23 protein-coding genes are annotated in these 20,754 nt (G+C 66.8%); 15 read left to right on the top strand and 8 right to left on the bottom strand.

The genetic code is table 11. The features are described 5' to 3' along the window. Nucleotides 1–61 precede the first annotated feature (61 nt). The 3 genes from AC1DYU_RS07590 to uvrC are packed head-to-tail and all read left to right on the top strand — an operon-like array spanning nt 62 to nt 3,555. Complete coding sequence (locus AC1DYU_RS07590; protein ID WP_476791093.1) at nt 62–526, top strand: carboxymuconolactone decarboxylase family protein; 465 nt, start codon at nt 62–64, stop codon at nt 524–526. After that, nucleotides 513–1,406, top strand: a complete 894-nt coding sequence (locus AC1DYU_RS07585; RefSeq protein WP_476791092.1) for a sigma-70 family RNA polymerase sigma factor — start codon at nt 513–515, stop codon at nt 1,404–1,406. The genes AC1DYU_RS07590 and AC1DYU_RS07585 overlap by 14 nt, the downstream gene beginning before the upstream one ends. 22 nt (nt 1,407–1,428) lie before the next feature. After that, nucleotides 1,429–3,555, top strand: coding sequence for an excinuclease ABC subunit UvrC (gene uvrC, locus AC1DYU_RS07580; protein WP_476791091.1), 2,127 nt, complete (start codon nt 1,429–1,431; stop codon nt 3,553–3,555). Between the two features lie 10 nt (nt 3,556–3,565). On the opposite strand, the gene AC1DYU_RS07575 is transcribed toward uvrC, so the two are convergent. Further along, the gene (locus tag AC1DYU_RS07575; protein WP_476791090.1) at nt 3,566–4,243 is read right to left on the bottom strand and encodes a hypothetical protein; all 678 of its coding nucleotides are present in this window, start codon (nt 4,241–4,243) and stop codon (nt 3,566–3,568) included. Nucleotides 4,244–4,269: 26 nt separating this feature from the next. Between AC1DYU_RS07575 and AC1DYU_RS07570 the strand changes: the two genes are divergently transcribed. The 6 genes from AC1DYU_RS07570 to AC1DYU_RS07545 all read left to right on the top strand — a co-directional run bounded on the left by AC1DYU_RS07570 (nt 4,270) and on the right by AC1DYU_RS07545 (nt 8,812). Further along, entirely contained in the window at nt 4,270–5,001 is a 732-nt protein-coding gene (locus tag AC1DYU_RS07570) for a hypothetical protein (protein ID WP_476791089.1), read from the top strand. A 68-nt stretch (nt 5,002–5,069) separates the two neighbouring features. Beyond that, nucleotides 5,070–5,687 (top strand): CDP-diacylglycerol--glycerol-3-phosphate 3-phosphatidyltransferase, encoded by a 618-nt coding sequence (pgsA, locus tag AC1DYU_RS07565; RefSeq protein WP_158483991.1) that lies wholly within the window; start codon nt 5,070–5,072, stop codon nt 5,685–5,687. Beyond that, the gene (gene moaD / locus AC1DYU_RS07560) at nt 5,684–5,983 is read left to right on the top strand and encodes a molybdopterin converting factor subunit 1 (protein ID WP_158483992.1); all 300 of its coding nucleotides are present in this window, start codon (nt 5,684–5,686) and stop codon (nt 5,981–5,983) included. The genes pgsA and moaD overlap by 4 nt, the downstream gene beginning before the upstream one ends. Nucleotides 5,984–6,125: 142 nt before the next feature. Beyond that, nucleotides 6,126–6,605, top strand: a complete 480-nt coding sequence (locus tag AC1DYU_RS07555) for a molybdenum cofactor biosynthesis protein MoaE (RefSeq protein ID WP_476791088.1) — start codon at nt 6,126–6,128, stop codon at nt 6,603–6,605. Further along, nucleotides 6,587–7,675, top strand: a complete 1,089-nt coding sequence (locus AC1DYU_RS07550; protein WP_476791087.1) for a DUF1176 domain-containing protein — start codon at nt 6,587–6,589, stop codon at nt 7,673–7,675. The genes AC1DYU_RS07555 and AC1DYU_RS07550 overlap by 19 nt, the downstream gene beginning before the upstream one ends. 42 nt (nt 7,676–7,717) lie before the next feature. Further along, nucleotides 7,718–8,812, top strand: coding sequence for a DUF1176 domain-containing protein (locus AC1DYU_RS07545; protein ID WP_476791086.1), 1,095 nt, complete (start codon nt 7,718–7,720; stop codon nt 8,810–8,812). 30 nt (nt 8,813–8,842) lie between these two features. Here AC1DYU_RS07545 and AC1DYU_RS07540 read toward each other — a convergent pair whose 3' ends face one another. After that, entirely contained in the window at nt 8,843–9,730 is an 888-nt protein-coding gene (locus tag AC1DYU_RS07540) for a branched-chain amino acid aminotransferase (protein WP_476791085.1), read from the bottom strand. A gap of 202 nt (nt 9,731–9,932) precedes the next feature. On the opposite strand from AC1DYU_RS07540, the gene AC1DYU_RS07535 reads away from it, so the two are divergent. The 4 genes from AC1DYU_RS07535 (at nt 9,933) to AC1DYU_RS07520 (ending at nt 13,474) form a co-directional block, all read left to right on the top strand. Continuing rightward, nucleotides 9,933–10,454 (top strand): MarR family winged helix-turn-helix transcriptional regulator, encoded by a 522-nt coding sequence (locus AC1DYU_RS07535; protein WP_476791084.1) that lies wholly within the window; start codon nt 9,933–9,935, stop codon nt 10,452–10,454. Nucleotides 10,455–10,510: 56 nt separating this feature from the next. Continuing rightward, the gene (locus AC1DYU_RS07530) at nt 10,511–11,239 is read left to right on the top strand and encodes a response regulator transcription factor (protein WP_158483998.1); all 729 of its coding nucleotides are present in this window, start codon (nt 10,511–10,513) and stop codon (nt 11,237–11,239) included. A gap of 65 nt (nt 11,240–11,304) precedes the next feature. Further along, nucleotides 11,305–12,693 (top strand): ATP-binding protein, encoded by a 1,389-nt coding sequence (locus tag AC1DYU_RS07525; protein ID WP_158484351.1) that lies wholly within the window; start codon nt 11,305–11,307, stop codon nt 12,691–12,693. 85 nt (nt 12,694–12,778) lie between these two features. Then, nucleotides 12,779–13,474, top strand: a complete 696-nt coding sequence (locus AC1DYU_RS07520) for an alpha/beta hydrolase (protein ID WP_476791083.1) — start codon at nt 12,779–12,781, stop codon at nt 13,472–13,474. On the opposite strand, the gene AC1DYU_RS07515 is transcribed toward AC1DYU_RS07520, so the two are convergent. The 6 genes from AC1DYU_RS07515 to AC1DYU_RS07490 all read right to left on the bottom strand — a co-directional run bounded on the left by AC1DYU_RS07515 (nt 13,475) and on the right by AC1DYU_RS07490 (nt 18,832). Then, the gene (locus AC1DYU_RS07515) at nt 13,475–13,843 is read right to left on the bottom strand and encodes a tRNA-binding protein (RefSeq protein ID WP_476791082.1); all 369 of its coding nucleotides are present in this window, start codon (nt 13,841–13,843) and stop codon (nt 13,475–13,477) included. Continuing rightward, nucleotides 13,840–15,825 (bottom strand): methyl-accepting chemotaxis protein, encoded by a 1,986-nt coding sequence (locus tag AC1DYU_RS07510; protein ID WP_476791081.1) that lies wholly within the window; start codon nt 15,823–15,825, stop codon nt 13,840–13,842. The genes AC1DYU_RS07515 and AC1DYU_RS07510 overlap by 4 nt, the downstream gene beginning before the upstream one ends. A gap of 99 nt (nt 15,826–15,924) precedes the next feature. Next, the gene (locus tag AC1DYU_RS07505; RefSeq protein WP_476791080.1) at nt 15,925–16,680 is read right to left on the bottom strand and encodes a TetR/AcrR family transcriptional regulator; all 756 of its coding nucleotides are present in this window, start codon (nt 16,678–16,680) and stop codon (nt 15,925–15,927) included. Between the two features lie 65 nt (nt 16,681–16,745). Beyond that, complete coding sequence (gene proC, locus AC1DYU_RS07500) at nt 16,746–17,567, bottom strand: pyrroline-5-carboxylate reductase (protein ID WP_158484001.1); 822 nt, start codon at nt 17,565–17,567, stop codon at nt 16,746–16,748. Between the two features lie 160 nt (nt 17,568–17,727). Beyond that, the gene (locus AC1DYU_RS07495) at nt 17,728–18,234 is read right to left on the bottom strand and encodes a YbjN domain-containing protein (RefSeq protein WP_158484002.1); all 507 of its coding nucleotides are present in this window, start codon (nt 18,232–18,234) and stop codon (nt 17,728–17,730) included. A gap of 343 nt (nt 18,235–18,577) precedes the next feature. Beyond that, complete coding sequence (locus AC1DYU_RS07490) at nt 18,578–18,832, bottom strand: accessory factor UbiK family protein (RefSeq protein ID WP_476791079.1); 255 nt, start codon at nt 18,830–18,832, stop codon at nt 18,578–18,580. A gap of 204 nt (nt 18,833–19,036) precedes the next feature. On the opposite strand from AC1DYU_RS07490, the gene AC1DYU_RS07485 reads away from it, so the two are divergent. Both AC1DYU_RS07485 and AC1DYU_RS07480 read left to right on the top strand, forming a co-directional pair. After that, nucleotides 19,037–19,618, top strand: coding sequence for a hypothetical protein (locus AC1DYU_RS07485; protein ID WP_476791078.1), 582 nt, complete (start codon nt 19,037–19,039; stop codon nt 19,616–19,618). 189 nt (nt 19,619–19,807) lie between these two features. Continuing rightward, a complete protein-coding gene (locus AC1DYU_RS07480; protein WP_158484004.1) occupies nt 19,808–20,752 on the top strand; it encodes a ribose-phosphate pyrophosphokinase in 945 nt (314 codons plus the stop codon). Nucleotides 20,753–20,754: the final 2 nt, after the last annotated feature.

Here is a 20,754-nt window from a genome sequence, read left to right as displayed (position 1 = left end):
CACATTCTGCACGCCTGTCTCGTCTTGCCTGCACATGCATGGTGCATGAAGGAGAACGATGATGACGCCGCGTGTGAAAAACCCCTTCAAGGTCGCGCCTGAAGGCATCAAGGCGATGATGGCGCTGGAAACCAGCCTGAAGATCGAGAGCCTCGATCACATTCTCATCGAACTGGTGAAGCTGCGGGCTTCGCAGATCAATGGCTGCGCCTTCTGCATCCATATGCACGCCACCGACCTGCGCAACCATGGCGAAAGCGAAATGCGGCTTTATATGCTGACGGCCTGGCGGGAATCGCCGTTCTACAGCGAGCGCGAGCGTGCGGCTCTGGCCTGGACGGAGGCGCTGACATTGCTGCCGCAGACCGGCGCGCCCGATGCCGACTACGAGGCGCTAAAGAGTCAGTTCAACGAGACCGAGATCGTCCATCTGACGCTGCTGATCGGCGCGATCAACCTGTGGAACCGGCTGCAGGTGGGGCTTCGCGCGGTTCACCCGGTGGACGCTCCCCGTGTCGCCGCCTGAGGCTCCGGCCGATATCTTCGAGGCGCAGCGGCCGCGGCTGCTGCGCCTCGCCTATCGCATGCTGGGCTCGCGTTCTGAGGCTGAGGATGTCGTTCAGGACGCCTGGCTGCGCTGGCGGCAGGTCGATCGCGGCGAGGTCCGCTCGGTTCCTGCCTTCCTCTCGCGGATCGTGACGCGGCTCTGCCTCGACGAAATGAAATCCGCCCGCGCCCGCCGCGAAACCTATGTCGGCGAATGGCTGCCCGAACCGCTCGTCATGACACCCGACGAGCCTGATCATGACGACCTGACGCTGACCCTGATGCTCGCGCTCGAGCGTCTCTCGCCGCTGGAGCGGGCCGCTTTCCTGCTGCATGACGTCTTCGGCGTGGCGCTCGACGAGGTCGCCACCACGCTGGATCGCGACGCTGCGGCGGTTCGCCAGCTCGCGGTCAGGGCGCGCCGGCACGTTCAGGCCGCCCGCCCGCGCTATCCGGTGGCGCGCGCCGATGGCGACCGCATCGCCACCGCCTTCTTCGCCGCATCGACCAGCGGCGATCTCGGCGCCTTGCAGGCACTCCTCGCCCGCGACGTCGTGCTGCAGGCCGATGGCGGCGGCAAGGTTCTCGCCTTCCGCCGGCCGATCCTCGGCGCTGCCCGGATCCTGCGCCTCTTTGCCGGGTTGAACCGCAAGTTCGGCGATGGCTGGGCCTCGATGGTCCAGCCGCTCTGGATCGACGGGCTTCCGGGCTATGTCAGTTATGAGCGCGGCGAAGTCCTCCAGACGACCGCGCTGGCGATCGAGGACGGGCTGATCACGGGAATCTACATCACGCGCAACCCCGACAAGCTCCAGCGCATCGCACAGGCGCAGCAGCAGGACCCGCCGCTCCTGACATGACGAAACGCCGATCTCGTCCTACATGGGGTTGATGAATCGCCCACCGAACGACGACCTGCCGCAGACCGAGATCGAACCCGAGGTGGAGGACACTCTTCCGGCCGCTCCCGCGCTCGATCTCGGCGAGACCGCGCCCGGCGCGTTGAAGCACGGCATCGAGGTCATTGCCGGTTTCGCCAAGCATTTGCCCAACAAGCCCGGCGTCTACCGGATGTTCGATCGCGCCGGCGAGGTGCTCTATGTCGGCAAGGCCAAGAGCCTGAAGAACCGCGTCACAGCTTATGCCCGCGGCATGGCCCATACCAATGCCGTCGCCCGCATGGTCGCCGAGACGGCGAACATGGAATTCGTCACCACCGGCACGGAAACCGAGGCGCTGCTGCTCGAATCCAACCTGATCAAGCAGCTCCGGCCGCGCTACAACGTGCTGCTACGCGACGACAAGAGCTTCCCCTATATCCTGCTGAGCGGCGATCACGAGGCGCCGCAGATCGCCAAGCATCGCGGCTCGCGCCAGCGCAAGGGTGATTATTTCGGTCCCTTCGCCTCGGTCTGGGCGGTCGAGCGCACCATCGACGCGCTGCAGAAAGCCTTCCTGCTGCGCTCCTGCACCGATTCCTTCTACGAGAACCGCACGCGCCCCTGCCTGCTCTTCCAGATCAAGCGCTGCTCCGGCCCCTGCACCGGCGAGATCACGATTCCGGATTATCAGGCGCTGGCTGGCCAGGCGCGGGACTTCCTCTCGGGCCGCTCCTCCAATGTGAAGCAGTTGCTATCCGCCCGCATGCAGGAGGCGGCCGAGGAGCTCGAATTCGAGAAGGCGGCGCGCTACCGCGACCGTCTGGCGGCGCTGTCCGCCGTGCAGGCCGGGCAGGACATCAACACGCAAGGCGTCGAGGAGGCCGATGTCTTCGCCATCGACGAGCAGGCCGGGCAGTTCTGCGTCGAGATCTTCTTCTTCCGCAACAAGCAGAACTGGGGCAACCGGGCCCTGTTTCCGCGCGCCGACCGCAGCCTGACGCCCGCCGAGGTGCTGGCCTCGGTCGTGACCCAGTTCTACGACGACAAGCCGCCGCCGCGGCTCGTGCTGCTCTCCCACCCTGTCGAGGAGATCGAGCTGATCGCGGAGGCGCTCTCGGCCCGGGCCGGCCGCAAGGTCGAGGTCGCCAACCCCAAGCGCGGCGAGCGGGTCGATTTGATCGAGCACGCCCGCAAGAACGCCCGCGAGGCATTGTCGCGCAAGCTCGCCGACAATGCCGGCCAGACCTCGCTGCTGGCGGCGCTCGGCGCCGCCTTCGGTCTGGCCAAGCCGCCGCGCCGCGTCGAGGTCTATGACAACTCGCACATCATGGGCACCAACGCGGTGGGCGGCATGATCGTGGCGGGCCGCGACGGCTTCATGAAGAGCCACTACCGCACCTTCAACATCTCCTCCGACACCATCGCCGGCGACGATTTCGGCATGATGCGGGAGGTGCTGCAGCGGCGGTTTGCAAGGCTGGCGAAGGAGGCGGGCGTTTCTCTACCCTCGAGCCCTCATCCTGAGGAGCCGCAAAGCGGCGTCTCGAAGGATGTTCCAGCCAGCGACGGAGCCTCCGCGACCATCCTTCGAGACGCGCCTGACGGCGCTCCTCAGGATGAGGGCTCGGATGGGATGGGCGGAGTTGCGCCACGCGACGAGGATGACGACGCCTTCCCCTCGCGGCCCGATCTCGTCATCGTCGACGGCGGCAAGGGCCAGTTCGAGGCGGCGCGCCGGATCATGGCCGAACTCGGAGCCGCCAACGTCCCGCTCGTCGCGATCGCCAAGGGCGAGGACCGCAATGCCATGCGCGAGACCTTCCACATGGTCGGCCGCGAGCCGTTCAAGCTGCAGCCGCGCGATCCGGCGCTGTATTTCATCCAGCGCCTGCGCGACGAGGCCCACCGCTTCGCCATCGGCACGCACCGGGCGCGGCGCAAGAAGGACACGATGACGAACCCGCTCGACGAGATCCCCGGCATCGGCCCGTCGCGGAAAAGAGCGCTGCTTTTGCACTTCGGCACGGTCAAGGCGATCAAGCGCGCCAAGCTCGACGATTTGATGCGCACGCCCGGCGTCAATGCCGCCACGGCCAAGGCAGTGCACGACCATTTTCACGAACACTGACGGCGCAGCCTCAGAGCTTCGCGGCGATCTGCTCGACTGCCTGGTCGGCCGCGTTCTGCAATCCGAAATCCCAGGCCGGATAGGGAATGGTGCCGGCGCCGTTGCCGACAAGGCGCGCCGTCGGCCGTCTGGCCCGGTCGAAGAACACGATGTTGATCTCGACCGTGGACTTGTCGCCGCTGACCTTGCCGGCACGCGTACGCACATCGACGACGGCCGTGCTCGCATGCCCCGCCGCGATCGACGACGACAAGTCCTTCGCCACATCGACGCTGGGATAGCGCCGCTTCAGCGCCGCGATCAGGCGTGCATGGAGATAGGTCGGATCGATGTCCTGCTGCGCGGCGGTGTTGACGAGCACGAAGCTTCCCAAGCTTTCGTGAATCTTCTTGGAATCCTGCAATGAGCGCTCGGTATTGGCGTTGACGACCAGCCCGATCCGCCCGGTGCTGGGAGCGGAACCAGAAGACCCGAGCGAGCGCCCCGTGCCGAGCGCCGCGTCGTCGTATTTGGGCGGCTCATAGGCAACGCAGCCGGCAATCGCGGCAAGTAACGGCGTCACGCAAAGCACGAATATTCGCCTGCGGCTGCTGAACTGGATCATATTCCCCCCATGGCGCCGGGCAACAGGTCGATTTATGATACGACGATCACTGCTGCAGTCTTCCGGGGGCGATGATGCGCGCAATCACGAGCGGACGAAAGTGGCTCGCCATGGCGTTCACAGCGCTTTTCGTCATGGCCATGCCGCAAAGTCAGGCCCAGTCGCAGGAACCGGCGGCGAATTCGTCCTGCGGGCCCGTCTATCCCTATCGGCTCGAGGGCGCCATTTGCAAAAAGATGCGCCAGGCCAGCGGCCAGGACGACTATGGCGGCTCGGGCGTCCATGTCAGTGTGCCTCCCGGAGCGACGCCGGTGTGCTGCGTCACCAAGGAGTTCGCGACGCAGAACGATTATCTCCAGCGCGATACCCAAGCCGAACGCTGCGGCGGGTATTTCAAGGACTGGCAAGAGGCTTCCGCCCGTGGAGACGGCCAAGTCTCCCGCCGACTCTACGACCGGATCAAGTCCAGATGCCCCACGGAGCTACGCGCGGTCGCAGCCGCGGCCAATGTCCGACTTGACCGGCCGGCCCGGGCGCATGAGCCCGCGACCGGGCAACTCGGCGGCGATCTTTATCGCAGCCTCGCGGGCAAAAGCTCCGGAGAACTCGAAGGTATCGCCACCGCGCGCCGGCGCGACCCCAGCCAGGACATGACCATTGCCGACGCGATGATGCTCGGATTGCAGATCGGCTCGATGGCGGCGAGCATGTATCCCGCCCGTTCGATTTCCTATGGCCGCGCCTATGCCCCGGCCCGCAGCGCAGCTCCGTCGCGACCGGTCTATATCCCAAGCGGCCCGCCTCGGCGCTCGAGCAGCGATATCACGGGGCTCAGGCGCTGAAGTCGGCAGCCCGTCTCGCTCCTGCCAGCATTGCGTGTTGACGCTGTCGCAAAGGCGCTGCTTTGGTGATGACCGTGACGATTCTTCCAGATGCCATCAGGCGGCGCGGCCCATGGTCGCTGCCCAACCTCCTTACCTACGGCCGGATCCTCGCGATCCCGGCCCTGGTCGCGCTGCTCTATTGGCCCAAAGACGACTGGGTCCGCTGGATCGCGCTCGCGATCTACGTCATGGCGGCGGTTACCGATTTCCTCGACGGCTGGATCGCGCGCGCCTGGAGCCAGCAATCGGCGATCGGCCGCATGCTCGATCCGATCGCCGACAAGCTGCTGGTCTGCGCGCTGCTGCTCATGCTGGTGGCCGACGGCACCATCCATGGCTGGTCGCTCTGGGCGGCGATCGTCATCCTCTGCCGCGAGATCCTGGTCTCGGGACTGCGCGAGTTCCTGGCCGAGCTGAAGGTCAGCGTCCCCGTCAGCCAGATCGCCAAATGGAAGACGACGGCGCAGCTTCTGGCGCTGGGCTTCCTCGTCGCAGGACCGGCCGGCGACAAGGTGCTGCCGCCCAACACCCAGATCGGCATCGTCATGTTGTGGGTCGCGGCCGCGCTGACCATCTATACGGGCTGGGACTATTTCAACGCCGGCATCCGCCACATGGTCGAGGAGGACACGCGCGAACCATGACGCAGGCTCTCGCGACATCGGCTCCGGCCACTCAGGCCCGCAGCGTCAGGCTGGTTTATTTCGCCTGGGTGCGCGAGCGCGTCGGCATGGCCGAGGAACAGGTCGAGCTGCCTGCCGGCACCCGCACGGTGCTCGACCTCGTGCGCTGGCTGAAGACCCGCGACGAGGGCTATGCCGCCGCCTTCGAGAACGAGACGCTGGTGCGCGCCGCGATCAACCAGACCCATGTCAAGCCGGGCGCGAGCCTGGAAGGCGCCAGCGAGATCGCCTTCTTCCCGCCGATGACGGGCGGCTGAGCCAGACGATGACCTTCGCTGAAAAACGCGGGTCATCCCGGGCGACCGGAGGGAGACCCGGGATCCATTCCGGAACCTCTCTTGCATATGCTCCGGAATGGATCCCGGATCTCCGCTTTGCTGCGTCCGGGATGACGGCGCGATGGGAGCAACGACGTTGACCCCGACAATCCGCATCCAGCGCGAGGATTTCGACCTCACCACCGAGATCGCGGCGCTCTCGGCCGACCGCCGCGACATCGGCGCCGTCGTCAGCTTCACAGGGCTCTGCCGCGACGAGGGCGGAACGCTGGCCGCGCTCGAACTGGAGCACTACCCCGGCATGGCTGAGGCGGAGATCGCCCGCGTTGCCGCGGAAGCCACCGCGCGCTGGCCGTTGATGGGGCTTCTCGCGATCCATCGTTATGGGTTGGTGAAACCAGGCGAACAGATCGTTCTGGTGATCGCAACCTCCGCCCATCGCCGCGCTGCTTTCGAAGCCGCCGATTTCATGATGGACTACCTCAAGACCCGCGCCCCGTTCTGGAAGCGCGAACACCTCTCTGACGGCACCATCGGCGGCTGGGTCGAGGCGAAGGCCAGCGACGACGAAGCAGTGGAACGATGGAACACGGGTACCTGAACCGATTGTCATTGGCCCTGATCGGCGGGCTTCTCACACTACCGGCTGGTGGCCACGCCGCGGATCTGAGCACCAAGGTCTTCCGAGACTGGGTCGCGGGTTGCGACAATCTCCGGCAATGCACCGCGCTCTCGATGCCCGGCGATATCAGCGACAGCATCGCCTATCTCAGGCTCGAACGCACCGGCACCGCTGCGGCCGCGGCGAAGCTGACGCTCAACATCCGCGACAAGAAGCTGCCGAAGGAGTTTCCGATCGATCTCAGCCTCGACGGCGCGCCTTTCGCACCCGCTGCGGGCAGGCTCGCGGCTTCCGCCTCATCCGACGGTGAGGTCGGCGATCTCGAACTGGCGACCGCCGATGCCGAGGCCCTGATCGCAGCGGCGCGCAAGTCGACCAAGCTGGAGATCAAGCGGCCCGGCGCAACCTATACCCTGTCGCTTGCGGGTGCGGTCGCAGCCCTGCTCTGGCTCGACGAGCAGCAGGGGCGGATCGGCACGGTCACCGCCCTGATCCGCAAGGGCGAGGCACCGGCCTCGCGCGTCCCGGCGCCGGCCGTCCTGCCCGTGATCACGGCCCGCGCCACCAACGCCCTGGCGGCGCCGGACGCAAAAACTGCCAAGACGCTGATCGACGCCATCCGCCGCCAGCTCGATGCGCCCGCCTCCGATCTCTGCGAGAAGGATCGAGAGGTGCGCGTCGGCAACGACAAGGTCTGGCCGCTCGACGGCAAGCGCGTGCTGATCGGCATGTATTGCCATGGCGGTGCCTACAACGTCACGCGAGCCTACTGGATCGCCACCGGACCGACTGCCGCCAGCGCCAAACCGGTCGTCTTTCCCGGCCAGCGCGACAATGTGCTGGTCAATTCCGAATACGACCCCGAGGCGGGAGACGTCGATTTCTTCCTGAAGGATCGCGGTATCGGCGATTGCGGCAGCGCCGGCAGCTATGCCTGGACGGGCACCGGCTTCGTCCGCACGCGCCTGACCGCGATGAGGCCCTGCGCCGGCCTGCCGCCGGACGAATGGGTCTCGCTGTTCCGCAGTGACGTGAAAGTGGCGAAGTAGCGCGGCTGCGGCCAGCGAGGCGCGAGACCGCGAGGGGAACCGATGCCGGGACACGGGACGATTGGGAACCTCACCTACGCCGCCCTCGCAGGGCTGGTCTCGCTCTTCTCACAAGGCGCCATCGCGGCCGAGCCGCAGGCGAAGGTCTTTCGCGAATGGATCGCGGGCTGCGACAATCTCGGCCGCTGCGTCGCCCGCTCTCTGCCCGACGACACCGCGAGCTTCGGCGCGAGCCTGATACTGGAACGCGCGTCCGGCGCCACAAGCCCGCCCGTCCTTGCGCTCGTCCTCAAGGCCGACACGCTGAAGGCACCGCCGCCGGTTGTCACACTGACCCTCGACGGCCAGCCCCTGCCCGGCGCCGAGCGGCTGCCGCCCGCCGAGATCGTCGATCTCGAAACGGCGCGCATCCGCTTTCCCGCGAAAGAGGCGGAGGCGCTGATCGAGTCGGCGCGCAAGGCGACCAAGATCGAGGCGAGCATGCTGGGCGAGCGCTACGAGATCTCGCTTTCCGGCGCGGTCGCGGCGCTGCTCTGGCTCGACGCGCAGCAGGGGCGGCTGGGCACGCCGACAGCCCTGATCCGCAAAGGAATCACCCTGGCCAAAACTGCTGCCATCCCGCCGCTGCCGGTCGTTGTGCCGGTTGCCACCACTACGCTCCCTGCCCTGCCGCGGCCCCGCGCCAAGGCGTTGACCGCAGCACTGCGCAAGCGGATCGGCTCGACCGAGCCGGATTGCGAGGACACCGAAAGCCTGCGCGAGATGGACAGCGCCGTGCCGATCGCGCCCGGCGAAACCCTTGTCATGATCTTGTGCAGGGGCGGCGCCTACAACTACACCACCGGCTTCTGGATCGTGCCTGGAAGCGACACCGCCAAGGCGCGCAAGCCCGCCTTCCAGCGGCCCGGCAAGGCTCCCGGAAACATGCTCGTCAACGCGGCCTATGACCCGGCAACGGGCCAGATCGAGTTCCTCGAAAAGGGCCGCGGCCCCGGCGATTGCGGCAGCATGGGCAACTACGCCTGGACAGGAAGGGCCTTCGTGCTAACGCGCTATGCCGAGATGAGCCAGTGCCGGGGACTGCTCCCCGACGACTGGCTCGTACTCTGGCGCAGCGAGGTCAGGACCGCGAAATAGCCGGGCTATCCGCGATCCCGATGATGCGCCTTACGCCGCCTTCGACTTCGGCCTCACCGCGTCCGAATAGTCCTCCATAATCACCTTGCCCATATTGCCGGTGATGAAGGAGTAGGGCCCGATCTCGGAGACCAGCGTCACCTCGGCGGCCGAGCCGGTGATGAAGCACTCGTTGAAGGTCTCCAGCTCTTCCGGGCGAATGCGCCGCTCGATCACCTCGAAGCCACGCTTCTTGCACTGCTCGATCACCGACTGGCGCGTCAGCCCGTTGAGGAAGCGGTCCGCCTGCGGGGTGTGGATGACGCCGTCCTTGATGAAGAAGATGTTGGCGCCGGTGCATTCGGCGACATTGCCTTCCCAGTCCAGCATCATCGCATCGGCATAGCCGGCGCGCTCGGCCTTATGCTTCGAGAGCGAGCAGATCATGTAGAGACCCGCCGCCTTGGCATGAACCGGCGCGCAGGCCGGGTCCGGCCGGCGATAGGCGGCGACGTCGAGGCGCACACCCTTCAGCTTCTGCGCCATGTCGAACATGCTCGGCCACTCCCAGACCGCGATCGCGGTATGGATCGTGTTGTTGATGCCCGAGACCGCCATCATCTCCGAGCCGCGCCAGGCGACCGGGCGGATATAGGCGTCCTTCAGCCCGTTCTCCTTCAGGCAGAGCTCTTTCGCCGCATCGAGTTCGGCGACCGACCAGGGGATCGTGAAATCCATGATCTCGGCGGACTTGTGGAAGCGCTTCGAGTGCTCGGTGCCCTTGTAGATCACGCCGTCATAGGAGCGCTCGCCCTCGAACACGCAGGAGCCGTAATGCAGCCCATGGGTCAGTACGTGGACCTTCGCGTCCTTCCATGGCACGAGCTTGCCGTCGAACCAGATAACGCCGTCGCGCTGGTCGAAAGGAATGACTGACATGGGAGTGCTCCTCTTGCACGTCCGGCCCGGTTGAACCGTTGGAGCCCCCGCAACCGTCACCATGGCGGGAGGGGCAAAGGGCCGAAATTATACTGCGCTGCAACATCGTCTTGCGACATATTCCGTCGTCCAGCGCGCTTGACCGGTAATCTTCCGTCTGAGATATGTCAACATCACTGACATAAATTTCAGGACGGATGCGATGGCCCAGACGCAGCCCCGACCCGACGACGCAACCGGGCCCGCCTTGCCGGGCGAAGCCGTATCCGGAAGCGTGCCTTACGACCTCATCGAGCTTCTGTTCTTCGCCTACCGCGATTTCGTCGGCGGCCCCGATCTGATCCTCGCCGAATACGGCTTCGGCCGCGCCCACCACCGCGTCCTGCATTTCGTCCTGAGACGACCGGGCCTGACCATCGCCGAACTTCTCGACATTCTCAAGATCACCAAGCAGAGCCTGAACCGCGTGCTGAAGGAGCTGGTCGAGACCGGCTTCGTCGAGCAGCGCACCGGCGTCCAGGACAAGCGCCAGCGTCATCTGCACGCCACCCGCTCGGGCCAGGATCTGGCGCTGCGCCTCGTCCAGTTGCAGGCGAAGCGGATCAACGAGGCGCTGGGGCACCTCGCGCCGGAAGCGGCGGAAACGGTCGCGCTCTACCTCGCAGGGTTGATCGATCCCGCCGAACGCCACAAGGTGCTAGGCTTCCTCGCCGCGCCGCGGTGAGGCGCGAGCACAAGACGACCGACGTCACGGCGTAGGAACATAAGGGCGGAAGACACATGGCCGCACAGCCGGCGCGCAAGCCGCTCCCCGACGAGGCACCCCACATCCTCGTGGTCGACGACGATCGCCGCCTGCGCGACCTGCTGGCGCGTTTCCTCGGCGACAACGGCTATCGCGTGACCACGGCCGCCAATGCGGCGGATGCCGACCTGCAGCTCGCCCGCCTCGTCTTCGACGCCATGGTCCTCGACATCATGATGCCCGGCGAGAACGGCTTCGACTTCGCCCGCCGCTTCCGCATCGATTCCACCGTCCCGATCCTGATGCTGACGGCCCGCGCCGACGGCAAGGACCGCATCAACGGCCTCGAGATCGGCGTCGACGACTATCTCGCCAAGCCCTTCGAGCCGCGCGAACTGTTGCTGCGGCTGGGCAATATCCTGAAGCGGACCATCGTCGTCGACACCGCTCAATCCGGCCCGCGGCCCGATTTCGTCCGCTTCGGGCCGTTCCTCTACGGGCTCTCGCGCGGCGAATTGCGCAAGGGCGAGGAGCCGATCCGCCTGACCGAGCGCGAGCGCGAGATCCTGACCGCGCTGGCCGAGCGCGCCGGCGAGGTCGTGCCGCGCGAGGAACTGGCGGCCCAGGGCACCGCCGCCAATGACCGCACCGTCGACGTGCAGATGAACCGTCTGCGCCGCAAGATCGAACGCGACCCTGCCGATCCGCTCTATCTCCAGACCGTTCGCGGCGTCGGCTACCGCCTCGTGACGGACCGGACGTGACGCAGGTCCAACCGGGTCGGCGTGGCGCGGGCCCGGCGAAAGCCATCGGCGCGGGCATGGCGCGGATGCGCGCGGCCGGCGCTCGCTGGAGCGCGAGCCTCAACAATCGGCTGAAGCCCCTGCTCAAATGGGCGGGTCGGCCGTTGCACATCATCGCCCGCTACATGCCCAAGGGCCTGTATCCGCGCGCGCTGGTCATCGTCATCGCGCCGGTGGTGCTGCTGCAGTCGGTCATCGCCTATGTCTTCATGGAGCGGCACTGGCAGACCGTGACGCAGCGCCTGTCCTCCGCCGTCTCGGCCGACATCGCCATGATGATCGATGTCTATGAGAGCTATCCGCAGGATGCCGATGCCAGCATTCTCGCCCGCATCGCCGCCGATCGCCTCGGCATGGATGTCGACATCATCCCCGATTCCGACCTGCCGCCGCCAGGTCCGCGGCCGTTCTTCTCCCTGCTCGACAGCGCGCTCTCGACCGAACTCGCCAGCCAAGTCGCCCGCCCGTTCTGGCTCGACACGGTCGGCCGCTCCAGCCTGATCGAGATCCGGATCAAGCTCGGTAAGAACGTGATGCGCATCCTGACGCGGCGGAATTCGGCCTACGCCAGCAACAGCCACATCTTCCTGCTCTGGATGCTCGGCACCTCGCTGATCCTGCTGACGATTGCGGTCCTGTTCCTGCGCAACCAGATCCGCCCGATCCTCAAGCTCGCCGACGCGGCCGAAGCGTTCGGCAAGGGCCGCGACGCCGAGTTCCGGCCGCGCGGCGCGCGCGAGGTCCGCCGGGCCGGCAACGCCTTCATCGAGATGAAGCGCCGGGTCGAGCGCGCGGTCGGCGAGCGCACGACCATGCTGAACGGCGTCAGCCACGACCTGCGCACCATCCTGACCCGGTTCAAGCTCTCGCTAGCGCTCCTGGAGCGCTCGTCCGAGATCGACGCGCTTGAAAAAGACGTCGACGAGATGAGCCGCATGCTGGAGGACTATCTCGCCTTCGCGCGCGGCGACGCCGGCGAGGCGGCGGTCGAGACCGACATCCGCGCGCTGCTGGAAGAGCTGAAATCCGACGCCGAGCGTCAGGGTCACCAGACCGAACTGACGGTGGCCGGCGACCCGCTGGTGGTGATCCGGCCCGACGCCTTCCGCCGGCTGATGACCAATCTCGTCTCCAACGCCGCCCGCTTCGGCGACCGCATCGCCATTCGCGCAACCCATGATGCACGCTATCTGATCATCATGGTCGATGATGACGGGCCGGGCATCGCACCCGAGCAACGCGAGGACGTCTTCCGACCCTTCTTCCGCCTCGACGAGGCCCGCAACGTCGATTCCGGCGGCACGGGGCTCGGGTTAGCGATCGCCCGCGACATCGCCCGCGCCCATGGCGGCGACATCATCCTGGCCGATTCACCGCTGGGCGGATTGCGGGCAACCGTGCGGCTGCCGGTATAGCGACGCAGGACAACCGCGATGGACAGCCCCGAGCGCCGGGGCTAGCGTCGCCCCAACGATAAAAAATACGACAGGGGGAAGCGTCATGAAGATCTCGGCCCTAGGTCTGCTCACCGCGTTGGCTTTGGCAGCGCTCACTGCCCCGGCACGCTCGGAGGAGGTCGTCGATCTCGGCGGCGGCTTTTTCGGCGGCGGCAAGGCTCTTCTAAACAAGCCTGCAGGCAAAGCCCGCGCCGGGCTCGTGCTGCTGACCGGCGGCGATGGCAATATCGGCATCGGCAGCGACGGCAGCGTGGCACGCAGCGGCAACTGGATCGTGCGGACCCGCACCGCCTATCTGCGCAGCGGCATCGCCAGCATCACGCTCGATGCCGGCGCCGACGCTGCCAAAGCCGTCGAGCTGATGCGCACGATCGCTCCGCGCGTCATCGTCGTCGCGATGAGCCGGGGCGCATTGAAGGTCGCAGGGACGCTGGCGCAGCGGCCGGACGGGATCGTCTTCGCGTCGGCGATGCTCGACGCTGCGTCGTCGTCCCTCGGCGACCCCTCGCAATTGCCGCCAATGCTGATCATCCAGCATCGCCAGGACAGCTGTCGCGTCACGCTGCCGGAATCGGCGCAGGCATTCCAGCAGAGAGCCGGCGGTCGCGCTCGCTTGCTCTGGATCGACGGTGGTTCGTCCACGGGTGATGCCTGCCAGGCGCGCGCCTATCACGGCTTCATCGGCCGCGAGGGCGCCGTCGTTCAGGCGATCAGCAGCTTCGCCGGCTCGTTGCGCTGATCAGAACAGCCGCCCGCCATCCGGCACGGTCAGGCTCGGGCCGATCAGCACAACCTCGCCATCGGCGTCGGGCACGCCCAGCGTCAGAACCTCGGACATGAACTTGCCGATCTGGCGCGGCGGGAAGTTCACCACCGCCAGCACCTGCTTCCCCGCAAGGTCCTCCGGCCGGTAGTGCCGGGTGATCTGCGCCGAGGACTTCTTCAGCCCAATGGTGCCGCCGAAATCGATGACGAGCTTGATCGCGGGCTTGCGGGCCTCGGGATATGGGGCGGCTTCGACGATCGTGCCGACACGGATGTCGACCTTCATGAAATCATCGAAGCCGATCGTGCCGGCCTGTCCTGCCGGATCGGATGGAGCGCTCAAAACTCCTCCCAACCCTTGTCATGGGCGCTCGGATCTGCCTTGCGGGCCGTCGCTGCACCGCCTGAGCGCGCGACCGGCTGAGCGGCACGCGGGGCCGCCGGACGCGGTGCCGGCGCGACGGCGGCTTGCATCGTCCGCGCAATCGCCTTCAGCCCGGCGACGTCGCCGCCGAGCTGGAAGCGCGCGACCAGGGCGGACAGTCGGTCCGCCTCCTGCGACAGCGAGTGCGCGGCGGCCGTCGACTGCTCGGCCATGGCCGCGTTCTGCTGCGTCGACTGGTCCATCTCGCCGACGGCGGTATTGACCTCCTGGAGCCCCGAGGCCTGTTCCTGGGCGGCGCCCGCGATCTCGGCGACGAGTGCGGTCGCCCGGGTGATCTCCTCGGCCATGCGTTGCAGCGCGCTGCCGGTCTGGCCGACGAGCGTGACACCCTTCTCAACCTCGACATTCGAGGCTGCGATCAGGCCCTTGATCTCCTTGGCGGCCTCGGCCGAGCGCTGGGCGAGCGCACGCACCTCGGAGGCGACGACGGCAAAGCCCTTGCCGGCGTCGCCGGCGCGCGCCGCCTCGACGCTGGCGTTGAGCGCCAGCAGGTTGGTCTGGAAGGCGATCTCGTCGATCACGCCGACGATCTGGGAGATCTCGTCGGCCGATTTCTCGATCCCGCCCATGGCGAGCACGGCGTCGCGAACGATGGTGGTCGATTGCTCGGCCTCCGACTTGACCTGCGTCGTCGCCTGGCTGGCGAGGCGGGCGCTCTCCGCCGTCTGGCGGACCGTCGCGGTCAGTTCGTCGAGCGCCGTCGCGGTCTCCTCGACGGAGGCGGCCTGCTGTTCGGTACGCCCGGCGAGATCGTCGGCCGCCTGGCTGATCTCGACCGAACCTGCCTTCATGCTCTCGGTGTTGGTCGCGATCTGCCGCATGGTTTCCTGCAGCTTGGCGATCGCGGCGTTGAAATCGTCGCGGAGCTTGGCGTAGTCGGAGCCGAAGCTTTCGGTGATGCGATAGGTCAGGTCGCCCTCGGCGAGGCGTTCGAGACCAGTCCCGAGCGCATGGACGACCTCTTCCTGTGCGCGGGCCTGCTCGGCCCTCTCCGCTTCGCTGCGCCGGCGCTGGCCATCGGCCGCATCGCGATGGCCTTCCGCCTCCTGCTCCATGCGCGCCTTATCGGCTTCCATCGCGTCCTTGGCCAAGGCCGCGTCGCGGAAGACGACCAATGCGCGCGCCATCGAGCCGATATGGTCGGGCCGGTCCTGATGCTTGATCTCGCTCTGCAGATCCCCGGCCGCAAGCCCGTTCATGGTGCCGGCGAGCGAAGACAGCATGCCGGAGGCGCGGCGGCTCAGGAAGAAGACGAGCCCGAACATGACCAGCCCGAGCGGCACCAGCACCTTGGCGACGTCGCCGATCATCCGCAGGAAGGCGGCATCGACGTCCTGGACGTGAAGGCCCGAGCCGATCGTCCACTGCCACTTGGGAATGGCGGCGACATAGGAGATCTTCAGCGAAGGCTCCTTGTCGCCCGGCTTGGTCCAGCCATAGTCGATGAAGCCGGCGCCTGGCCCCTTGGCGACCTTGATCATGTCCTGGACAAAGAACTTGCCCGTCGCGTCTTTCAGCGGCGTCATATCCGTCGTCTCGATCTTCTTGTTGGCATGCGAGACGCTGATGCCGTTGTAATCGATGACGAAATAGTAGTTGCCGTTGTCGAAGCGGGCATTCGAGATGGCATCGATCGCCATCTTCTTGGCATCGGCCTCCTTCAGCTCGCCCTTTTCCGCACGCGCCAGATAGCTGTTGACCGTTGAAGCGGCAGCCTCGACCGCATTCTTCATCTCGGCGCGCTTGAGCTGGATCATATCGTCATGCGCGACGTGGAGCGTGAACCCGACGCCACCGGCCGCGATGACGAGAGCGAGAATGGCGATCAGCGCGAAGGAGCGGCTGATCGACAGGGTAGCAAGCTTCTTCGTCCAGGACATACGGAACCCCTGCGGGATGGAAGATTCCGCAGAGTCGGGCCAAATCGCTAAGAGTCGCTTAACGATGTCGCATTTCGGCCATGGTTGAGCCGTTCCGGCCTAGATCGCCGGTGCGAAGTCCTCGCCCTCGCGGCGCAGGCCCTCATCGGACCGTTCGCGGCGGCGGACACGCGGGCGCTTGCCGGAGCAGAGAGCCCGCGCCAGGCCGCGCAACGGTGCCGTCAGCCGATGCACATCCTCGACGCGCGCCATGATCGCGCCGGCGGTCTTCAACTCGCGGTCGAGCCGCGCCATCGTCCGCGACAACTCGGGCTCATCGTCATCGAGCCAGACCTCCGAGACGCGTGCCATCAGCAGCACCGCACCCTGTACCCGCACGCCGCCCAGCGCATCCTCGGTCGCGATGCCGGCCGAGGCCAGCATGTAGCGCCAGGAACTGACGGCGCCGCGGTTGAGCGCGGCCATCGCCAGCGGGTCGCGGCGGATCACGGGCGCGATCTTGCGAAGTCCCGCCTTGTAAGGCGCCAGCGCATCGAGCCGGCGCATGACGAGGTCGAACATCCGTTCGCGCACCGGCTCCGCGGCCAAATCATCCGATCTCCCCGCCAGCACCGCATCGTCGACGATGCGGGTCAGGCCGCCCAGCATCGCAAGCTTGGACGGGAACAGGCCACGCAGCTTGGCCAGCGGCACATCCGCCTCGGTGGCGATATCGCCGAGTTCGATCTCATCCCAGCGGCGGGTCGCCGCGAGCCGCATCAGCGCCTCGACGACCTGCTTGCGCGGGTCGGCCGGCGGCAGGGCGGTAGCGGATTCAGGAGCGGCGGATTCAGGTGGAAGCGGTGTGCGGGCCATGGGATGTCTCCTTCGCGACGCAGTCAGAAGAAGCTAGGCCTCGATCGCGGCCTATGGAAGGCCGTTCAGCCCGAAAGCTCGCCGGCGCGACGTTTGGCGGCAGCCACCGTCCTGATGATCAGCGGCTTCAGCGCGTCTTCGGCCATCAGCACCTCGAGCCCCGCGGCCGTCGTGCCCGCGGGCGAGGTGACGTTCTGGCGCAATGTCGCCGGCGAAAGCGGCGATTGATAGAGCATCTCGCCGGCGCCCTCGATCGTCGCCCGCGCCAGCCGCTCGGCGATGTCGTCGGGCAGGCCCGCCGCCTTGCCCGCGGCGGCCAGACACTCGACCAGATAGAAGACATAGGCTGGGCCCGAGCCGGACACGCCGGTGACGGCATCGATCAGGTTCTCGCTGTCGAGCCATTCGACCTTGCCGATGCTGCCGAGAAGGGCATCGGCCATGGCGCGCTGCGCACCGGTCACGCCCGGCCCCGCCGCCGCCGCAGTGGCGCCGCGCTGCACCGAGGCCGGCAGGTTCGGCATGGCACGGATGATCGCGGTCGCATTCGGCAGGCGCGCCGAGAGATCGCCCAGGGTCTTGCCGGCGAGGATCGAGATCAGCAGCGTCTTCGGCGTGATGAAGGCCTGCACGGCGGGAGCGGCGGTGTCGAGCGTCTGCGGCTTGGTCGCCAGCACCAGCACCTCGACGGGCCCGAGCGAACGCGGATCCGGGTTGATCGCCATGCCCTTCTCTGCGGCGAGCGTCACCATCTCGTCGGACGGCTTGGGGTCGATCAGGCTGATGCCGGCCGGGTTCATGCCGATGCGCAGCCAGCCCTCCAGCATGGCGCCCCCCATCTTGCCGGCACCGAGGAGCACGAGCGATTGCGGCAGGGGGCTGGTCATGGGCGTCTCTCGCGGCTTTGGGACAAGGCATCATCCTCGGGCTCGCGCCCTGAGAATCTCATGACCGGAAACTCTCCGGCTGGAGATGGTCGGGTCAAGCCCGACCATGACGCGCAGGTCCAGGCCCGGGTCAAGACCGAGCCTTACGAAACCGATCAGATCAAGCCTCGCCGACCGTCTCCAGCATGGCGCCTTCAAGGCCCTCTTTCGCCGTCTTCCCAGCCCAGACGACGAACTGGAAGGCCTGGAAATAGCGCTCGCAGGCATCGATCGCCGCCTTGATCAACGCGGCCGCCTGCTCGTCGGTCGGCTCCGCCCCGCCCGACAGCAGGAGCGCATGGCGGTACATCACCACGTTCTCGGAGCTCCAAAGGTCGAAATGGCCGAGCCAGAGCTGCTCGTTGACCAGGCTGACCAGTTGCAGCACCTCGCCCCGGCGCCGTTCCGGCACCTTGAGGTCGAAGGCGCAGGCGATATGGATCGCCTCCACCTCGGTCAGCCAGGTGATGGCGACATGATAGTCCGACCAGCCGCCGGTGACGGCGACCGACAATTCGTCGTCGCTGTCGCGGTCGAAGGTCCAGTTGTTGAGGGCAGCGAGTCGTTCGATCAGGTCGAGAGGGTTGGAAGGCCGCTCAAGCTCGGCGTCCAGGTCGAGATCCATCATGCCCTTGGGTCCAACTGCCGGGCGCCGCAGGACGCGGTCCGGCGCGTTCGAGAATGGGAACACGGCGACGGGAAAGCTGACGGGAACGCAACCCAACAGGTGCCGGCCGGCCGAAAACCGGGCGCCACGTTCCGTCGATTCCCCCTAAGAGGTTGGACCGACGAATCAATTTCTCCACCGACGTTAGCGCAGGGGCTGTGACACTCCCAACACGAAGTGACGCTCGACGGATTCGGGTATGGGCTCAATCCCCGTGGAGCCCTGTCCACAGCACATGGCTGTGGACACGCGGTCGAGCGAGGGAGGTGAAAGCATGCGGTGAGCGCAGCACGCCCCGTCCCGCTCAAGCCTTGGGCTGCCCGGCCTCCAGCGCTGCGAGTCGTGCCGCGAGCTTGTCGTTCTCCTCGCGCGCCAGCAGCGCCATTTCGCGCACGGCCTCGAATTCCTCGCGCGTGACCACGTCGAGATCGCGCAGAAGGCGCTCGATCTGGGTCTTCACCACGGTCTCGACCTCGCGGCGCACGCCCTGCGCCGCGCCGGCGGCGTCGGTGGCGAGACGGGCGATGTCGTCGAGGATACGGCTGCTGGTCGTGACCATGGGACTCTCCGAAACCGGGCCTCCCGAGCCCGCACGCCCGGATATATGGGCCAGCACGCGGCAACCCGCAATCGCCGCGAAGGTCAGGGCGATGGCGCGCAATCGGCACGATCTGGACCTTCCGATCCGTTACGCCTAGAAAGACCGCGCAGGGACTACGCAAAACACTCCAACCCGTACGCTCAAAGACAAGCGGGAGGCGTCATGATTAATCGTTTGAACGGCCTCGTCCTGGGGCCGGCCGTTGCGCTTGCGCTTGCCGGCTGCCAGGAGACCACGACCGCGGCGCGTCCGCGCGTCGATGCGCCGGGCGTGCCGGTATCCGTGCAGAGTATTTCCGGGGCGCCCGATGCGGTGACGACCCGTTTTGCCGGCCTGCTCGGCGAGGCCGCGGCCGAGCGGCGCATGGAGATCGTCCCCGGCGACAAGCCAGCCCGCTTCCGCGTTCGCGGATACCTGACCGCCCAGCCGACCGAGGACGGCCAGACCTCGCTCGCCTTCGTCTGGGACGTCTATGACGAGACCAAGAAACGCGCCCAGCGCGTCCAGGGCGAAAGCCTCGGTCGGCGCGGTGGCACCTCCGACCCATGGTCCGGCGTCGACCAGACCATCGTCGCCAAAGCGGCAGCCGAATCGATGGATGCGATCGCCAGCTTCCTGGTGACGACGCCGGCCGTGGAAACGGTTCTGCCGGCCGACAAGACCAAGACGGCGGGCAAGCCGGCCAATGCCAAGGATGCCGTCGCGGCGAAGACGGCCACCGCTTCGGGCAGCAAGAAGCTCTGAGCGGCGTCAAGGCGCAGCGCACACCCGCTGCATCTGACCGCTATCATGCCTTGTGTCGGGCGCGTGCGTTTTGCACGCGCCTTTCGCAGTGCAGCGGTCGACTCGCCGTCACACGGCTGTTAAGAGCCCTGCGAACCGAGCCGGCTTCGCGCAGGCCCGCCCAGCCCTGCTTCAACGGTGCGCCACGGCATGCCTTCTTCGTTTAAAGTCGTTGCCGGTAATTCCAACCGGCCGCTCGCGGAAGCGATCTGCGCCCATCTCGGAATCCCGCTCGCCAAGGCCTCGGTCAGGCGCTTCGCCGACATGGAGGTCTTCGTCGAGATCCAGGAGAACGTCCGCGGCCAGGACGTCTTCATCATCCAGTCGACCTCCTTCCCGACCAACGACCACCTGATGGAACTGCTGATCATCACCGATGCGCTGCGCCGCTCCTCGGCGCGCCGCATCACGGCGGTGATCCCCTATTTCGGCTATGCCCGGCAGGACCGGCGCGCCTCGGGCCGCACGCCGATCTCGGCCAAGCTCGTCGCCAACCTGATCACCCATGCCGGCGTCGACCGCGTCCTGACGCTCGATCTGCACGCCGGCCAGATCCAGGGCTTCTTCGACATCCCCACCGACAACCTCTTCGGCGCGCCGCTGATGTCGCGCGATATCAGAGAACGGCTCGACTACAAGAACGCCATGGTCGTCTCGCCCGATGTCGGCGGCGTGGTGCGCGCCCGCGCGCTCGCCAAGCGCATCGACGCGCCGCTCGCCATCGTCGACAAGCGCCGCGACCGGCCGGGCGAATCCGAGGTGATGAACATCATCGGCTCCGTCGAGGGCCGCTCCTGCATCCTGCTCGACGACATCGTCGATTCCGGCGGCACGCTGGTCAACGCGGCCGAGGCGCTGCTCGACCAGGGCGCCCACGAGGTCTACGCCTACATCACCCATGGCGTGCTCTCGGGCGGCGCGGTGGCACGCATCGCCAACTCCAAGCTCAAGGAGTTGGTGATCACCGATTCGATCATGCCGACCGAGGCCGTGAAGGTGGCGCGCAACATCCGCGTCATCTCGATCGCGCAGCTGATGGGCGAGGCGATCGAGCGCACGGCCAGCGAATCGAGCGTCTCCAGCCTGTTCGACTGACG

It is taken from the genome of Allobosea sp. P2_B12 (genome assembly GCF_056404835.1).
Note: the sequence above shows the minus strand (reverse complement) of the source record. Positions and strands in the feature narration are given on the sequence as shown.

Excerpts from the sequence above, each read along its gene's own strand:
- AC1DYU_RS07590 (WP_476791093.1), top strand. The coding sequence starts at position 62 with ATGACGCCGCGTGTGAAAAACCCCTTCAAGGTCGCGCCTGAAGGCATC.
- uvrC (WP_476791091.1), top strand. The coding sequence starts at position 1,429 with ATGGGGTTGATGAATCGCCCACCGAACGACGACCTGCCGCAGACCGAG.
- AC1DYU_RS07570 (WP_476791089.1), top strand. The coding sequence starts at position 4,270 with ATGGCGTTCACAGCGCTTTTCGTCATGGCCATGCCGCAAAGTCAGGCC.
- pgsA (WP_158483991.1), top strand. The coding sequence starts at position 5,070 with ATGACCGTGACGATTCTTCCAGATGCCATCAGGCGGCGCGGCCCATGG.
- moaD (WP_158483992.1), top strand. The coding sequence starts at position 5,684 with ATGACGCAGGCTCTCGCGACATCGGCTCCGGCCACTCAGGCCCGCAGC.
- AC1DYU_RS07555 (WP_476791088.1), top strand. The coding sequence starts at position 6,126 with ATGGGAGCAACGACGTTGACCCCGACAATCCGCATCCAGCGCGAGGAT.
- AC1DYU_RS07550 (WP_476791087.1), top strand. The coding sequence starts at position 6,587 with ATGGAACACGGGTACCTGAACCGATTGTCATTGGCCCTGATCGGCGGG.
- AC1DYU_RS07545 (WP_476791086.1), top strand. The coding sequence starts at position 7,718 with ATGCCGGGACACGGGACGATTGGGAACCTCACCTACGCCGCCCTCGCA.
- AC1DYU_RS07540 (WP_476791085.1), bottom strand. The coding sequence starts at position 9,730 with ATGTCAGTCATTCCTTTCGACCAGCGCGACGGCGTTATCTGGTTCGAC.
- AC1DYU_RS07535 (WP_476791084.1), top strand. The coding sequence starts at position 9,933 with ATGGCCCAGACGCAGCCCCGACCCGACGACGCAACCGGGCCCGCCTTG.
- AC1DYU_RS07530 (WP_158483998.1), top strand. The coding sequence starts at position 10,511 with ATGGCCGCACAGCCGGCGCGCAAGCCGCTCCCCGACGAGGCACCCCAC.
- AC1DYU_RS07525 (WP_158484351.1), top strand. The coding sequence starts at position 11,305 with ATGCGCGCGGCCGGCGCTCGCTGGAGCGCGAGCCTCAACAATCGGCTG.
- AC1DYU_RS07520 (WP_476791083.1), top strand. The coding sequence starts at position 12,779 with ATGAAGATCTCGGCCCTAGGTCTGCTCACCGCGTTGGCTTTGGCAGCG.
- AC1DYU_RS07510 (WP_476791081.1), bottom strand. The coding sequence starts at position 15,825 with ATGTCCTGGACGAAGAAGCTTGCTACCCTGTCGATCAGCCGCTCCTTC.
- AC1DYU_RS07505 (WP_476791080.1), bottom strand. The coding sequence starts at position 16,680 with ATGGCCCGCACACCGCTTCCACCTGAATCCGCCGCTCCTGAATCCGCT.
- proC (WP_158484001.1), bottom strand. The coding sequence starts at position 17,567 with ATGACCAGCCCCCTGCCGCAATCGCTCGTGCTCCTCGGTGCCGGCAAG.
- AC1DYU_RS07495 (WP_158484002.1), bottom strand. The coding sequence starts at position 18,234 with ATGATGGATCTCGACCTGGACGCCGAGCTTGAGCGGCCTTCCAACCCT.
- AC1DYU_RS07490 (WP_476791079.1), bottom strand. The coding sequence starts at position 18,832 with ATGGTCACGACCAGCAGCCGTATCCTCGACGACATCGCCCGTCTCGCC.
- AC1DYU_RS07485 (WP_476791078.1), top strand. The coding sequence starts at position 19,037 with ATGATTAATCGTTTGAACGGCCTCGTCCTGGGGCCGGCCGTTGCGCTT.
- AC1DYU_RS07480 (WP_158484004.1), top strand. The coding sequence starts at position 19,808 with ATGCCTTCTTCGTTTAAAGTCGTTGCCGGTAATTCCAACCGGCCGCTC.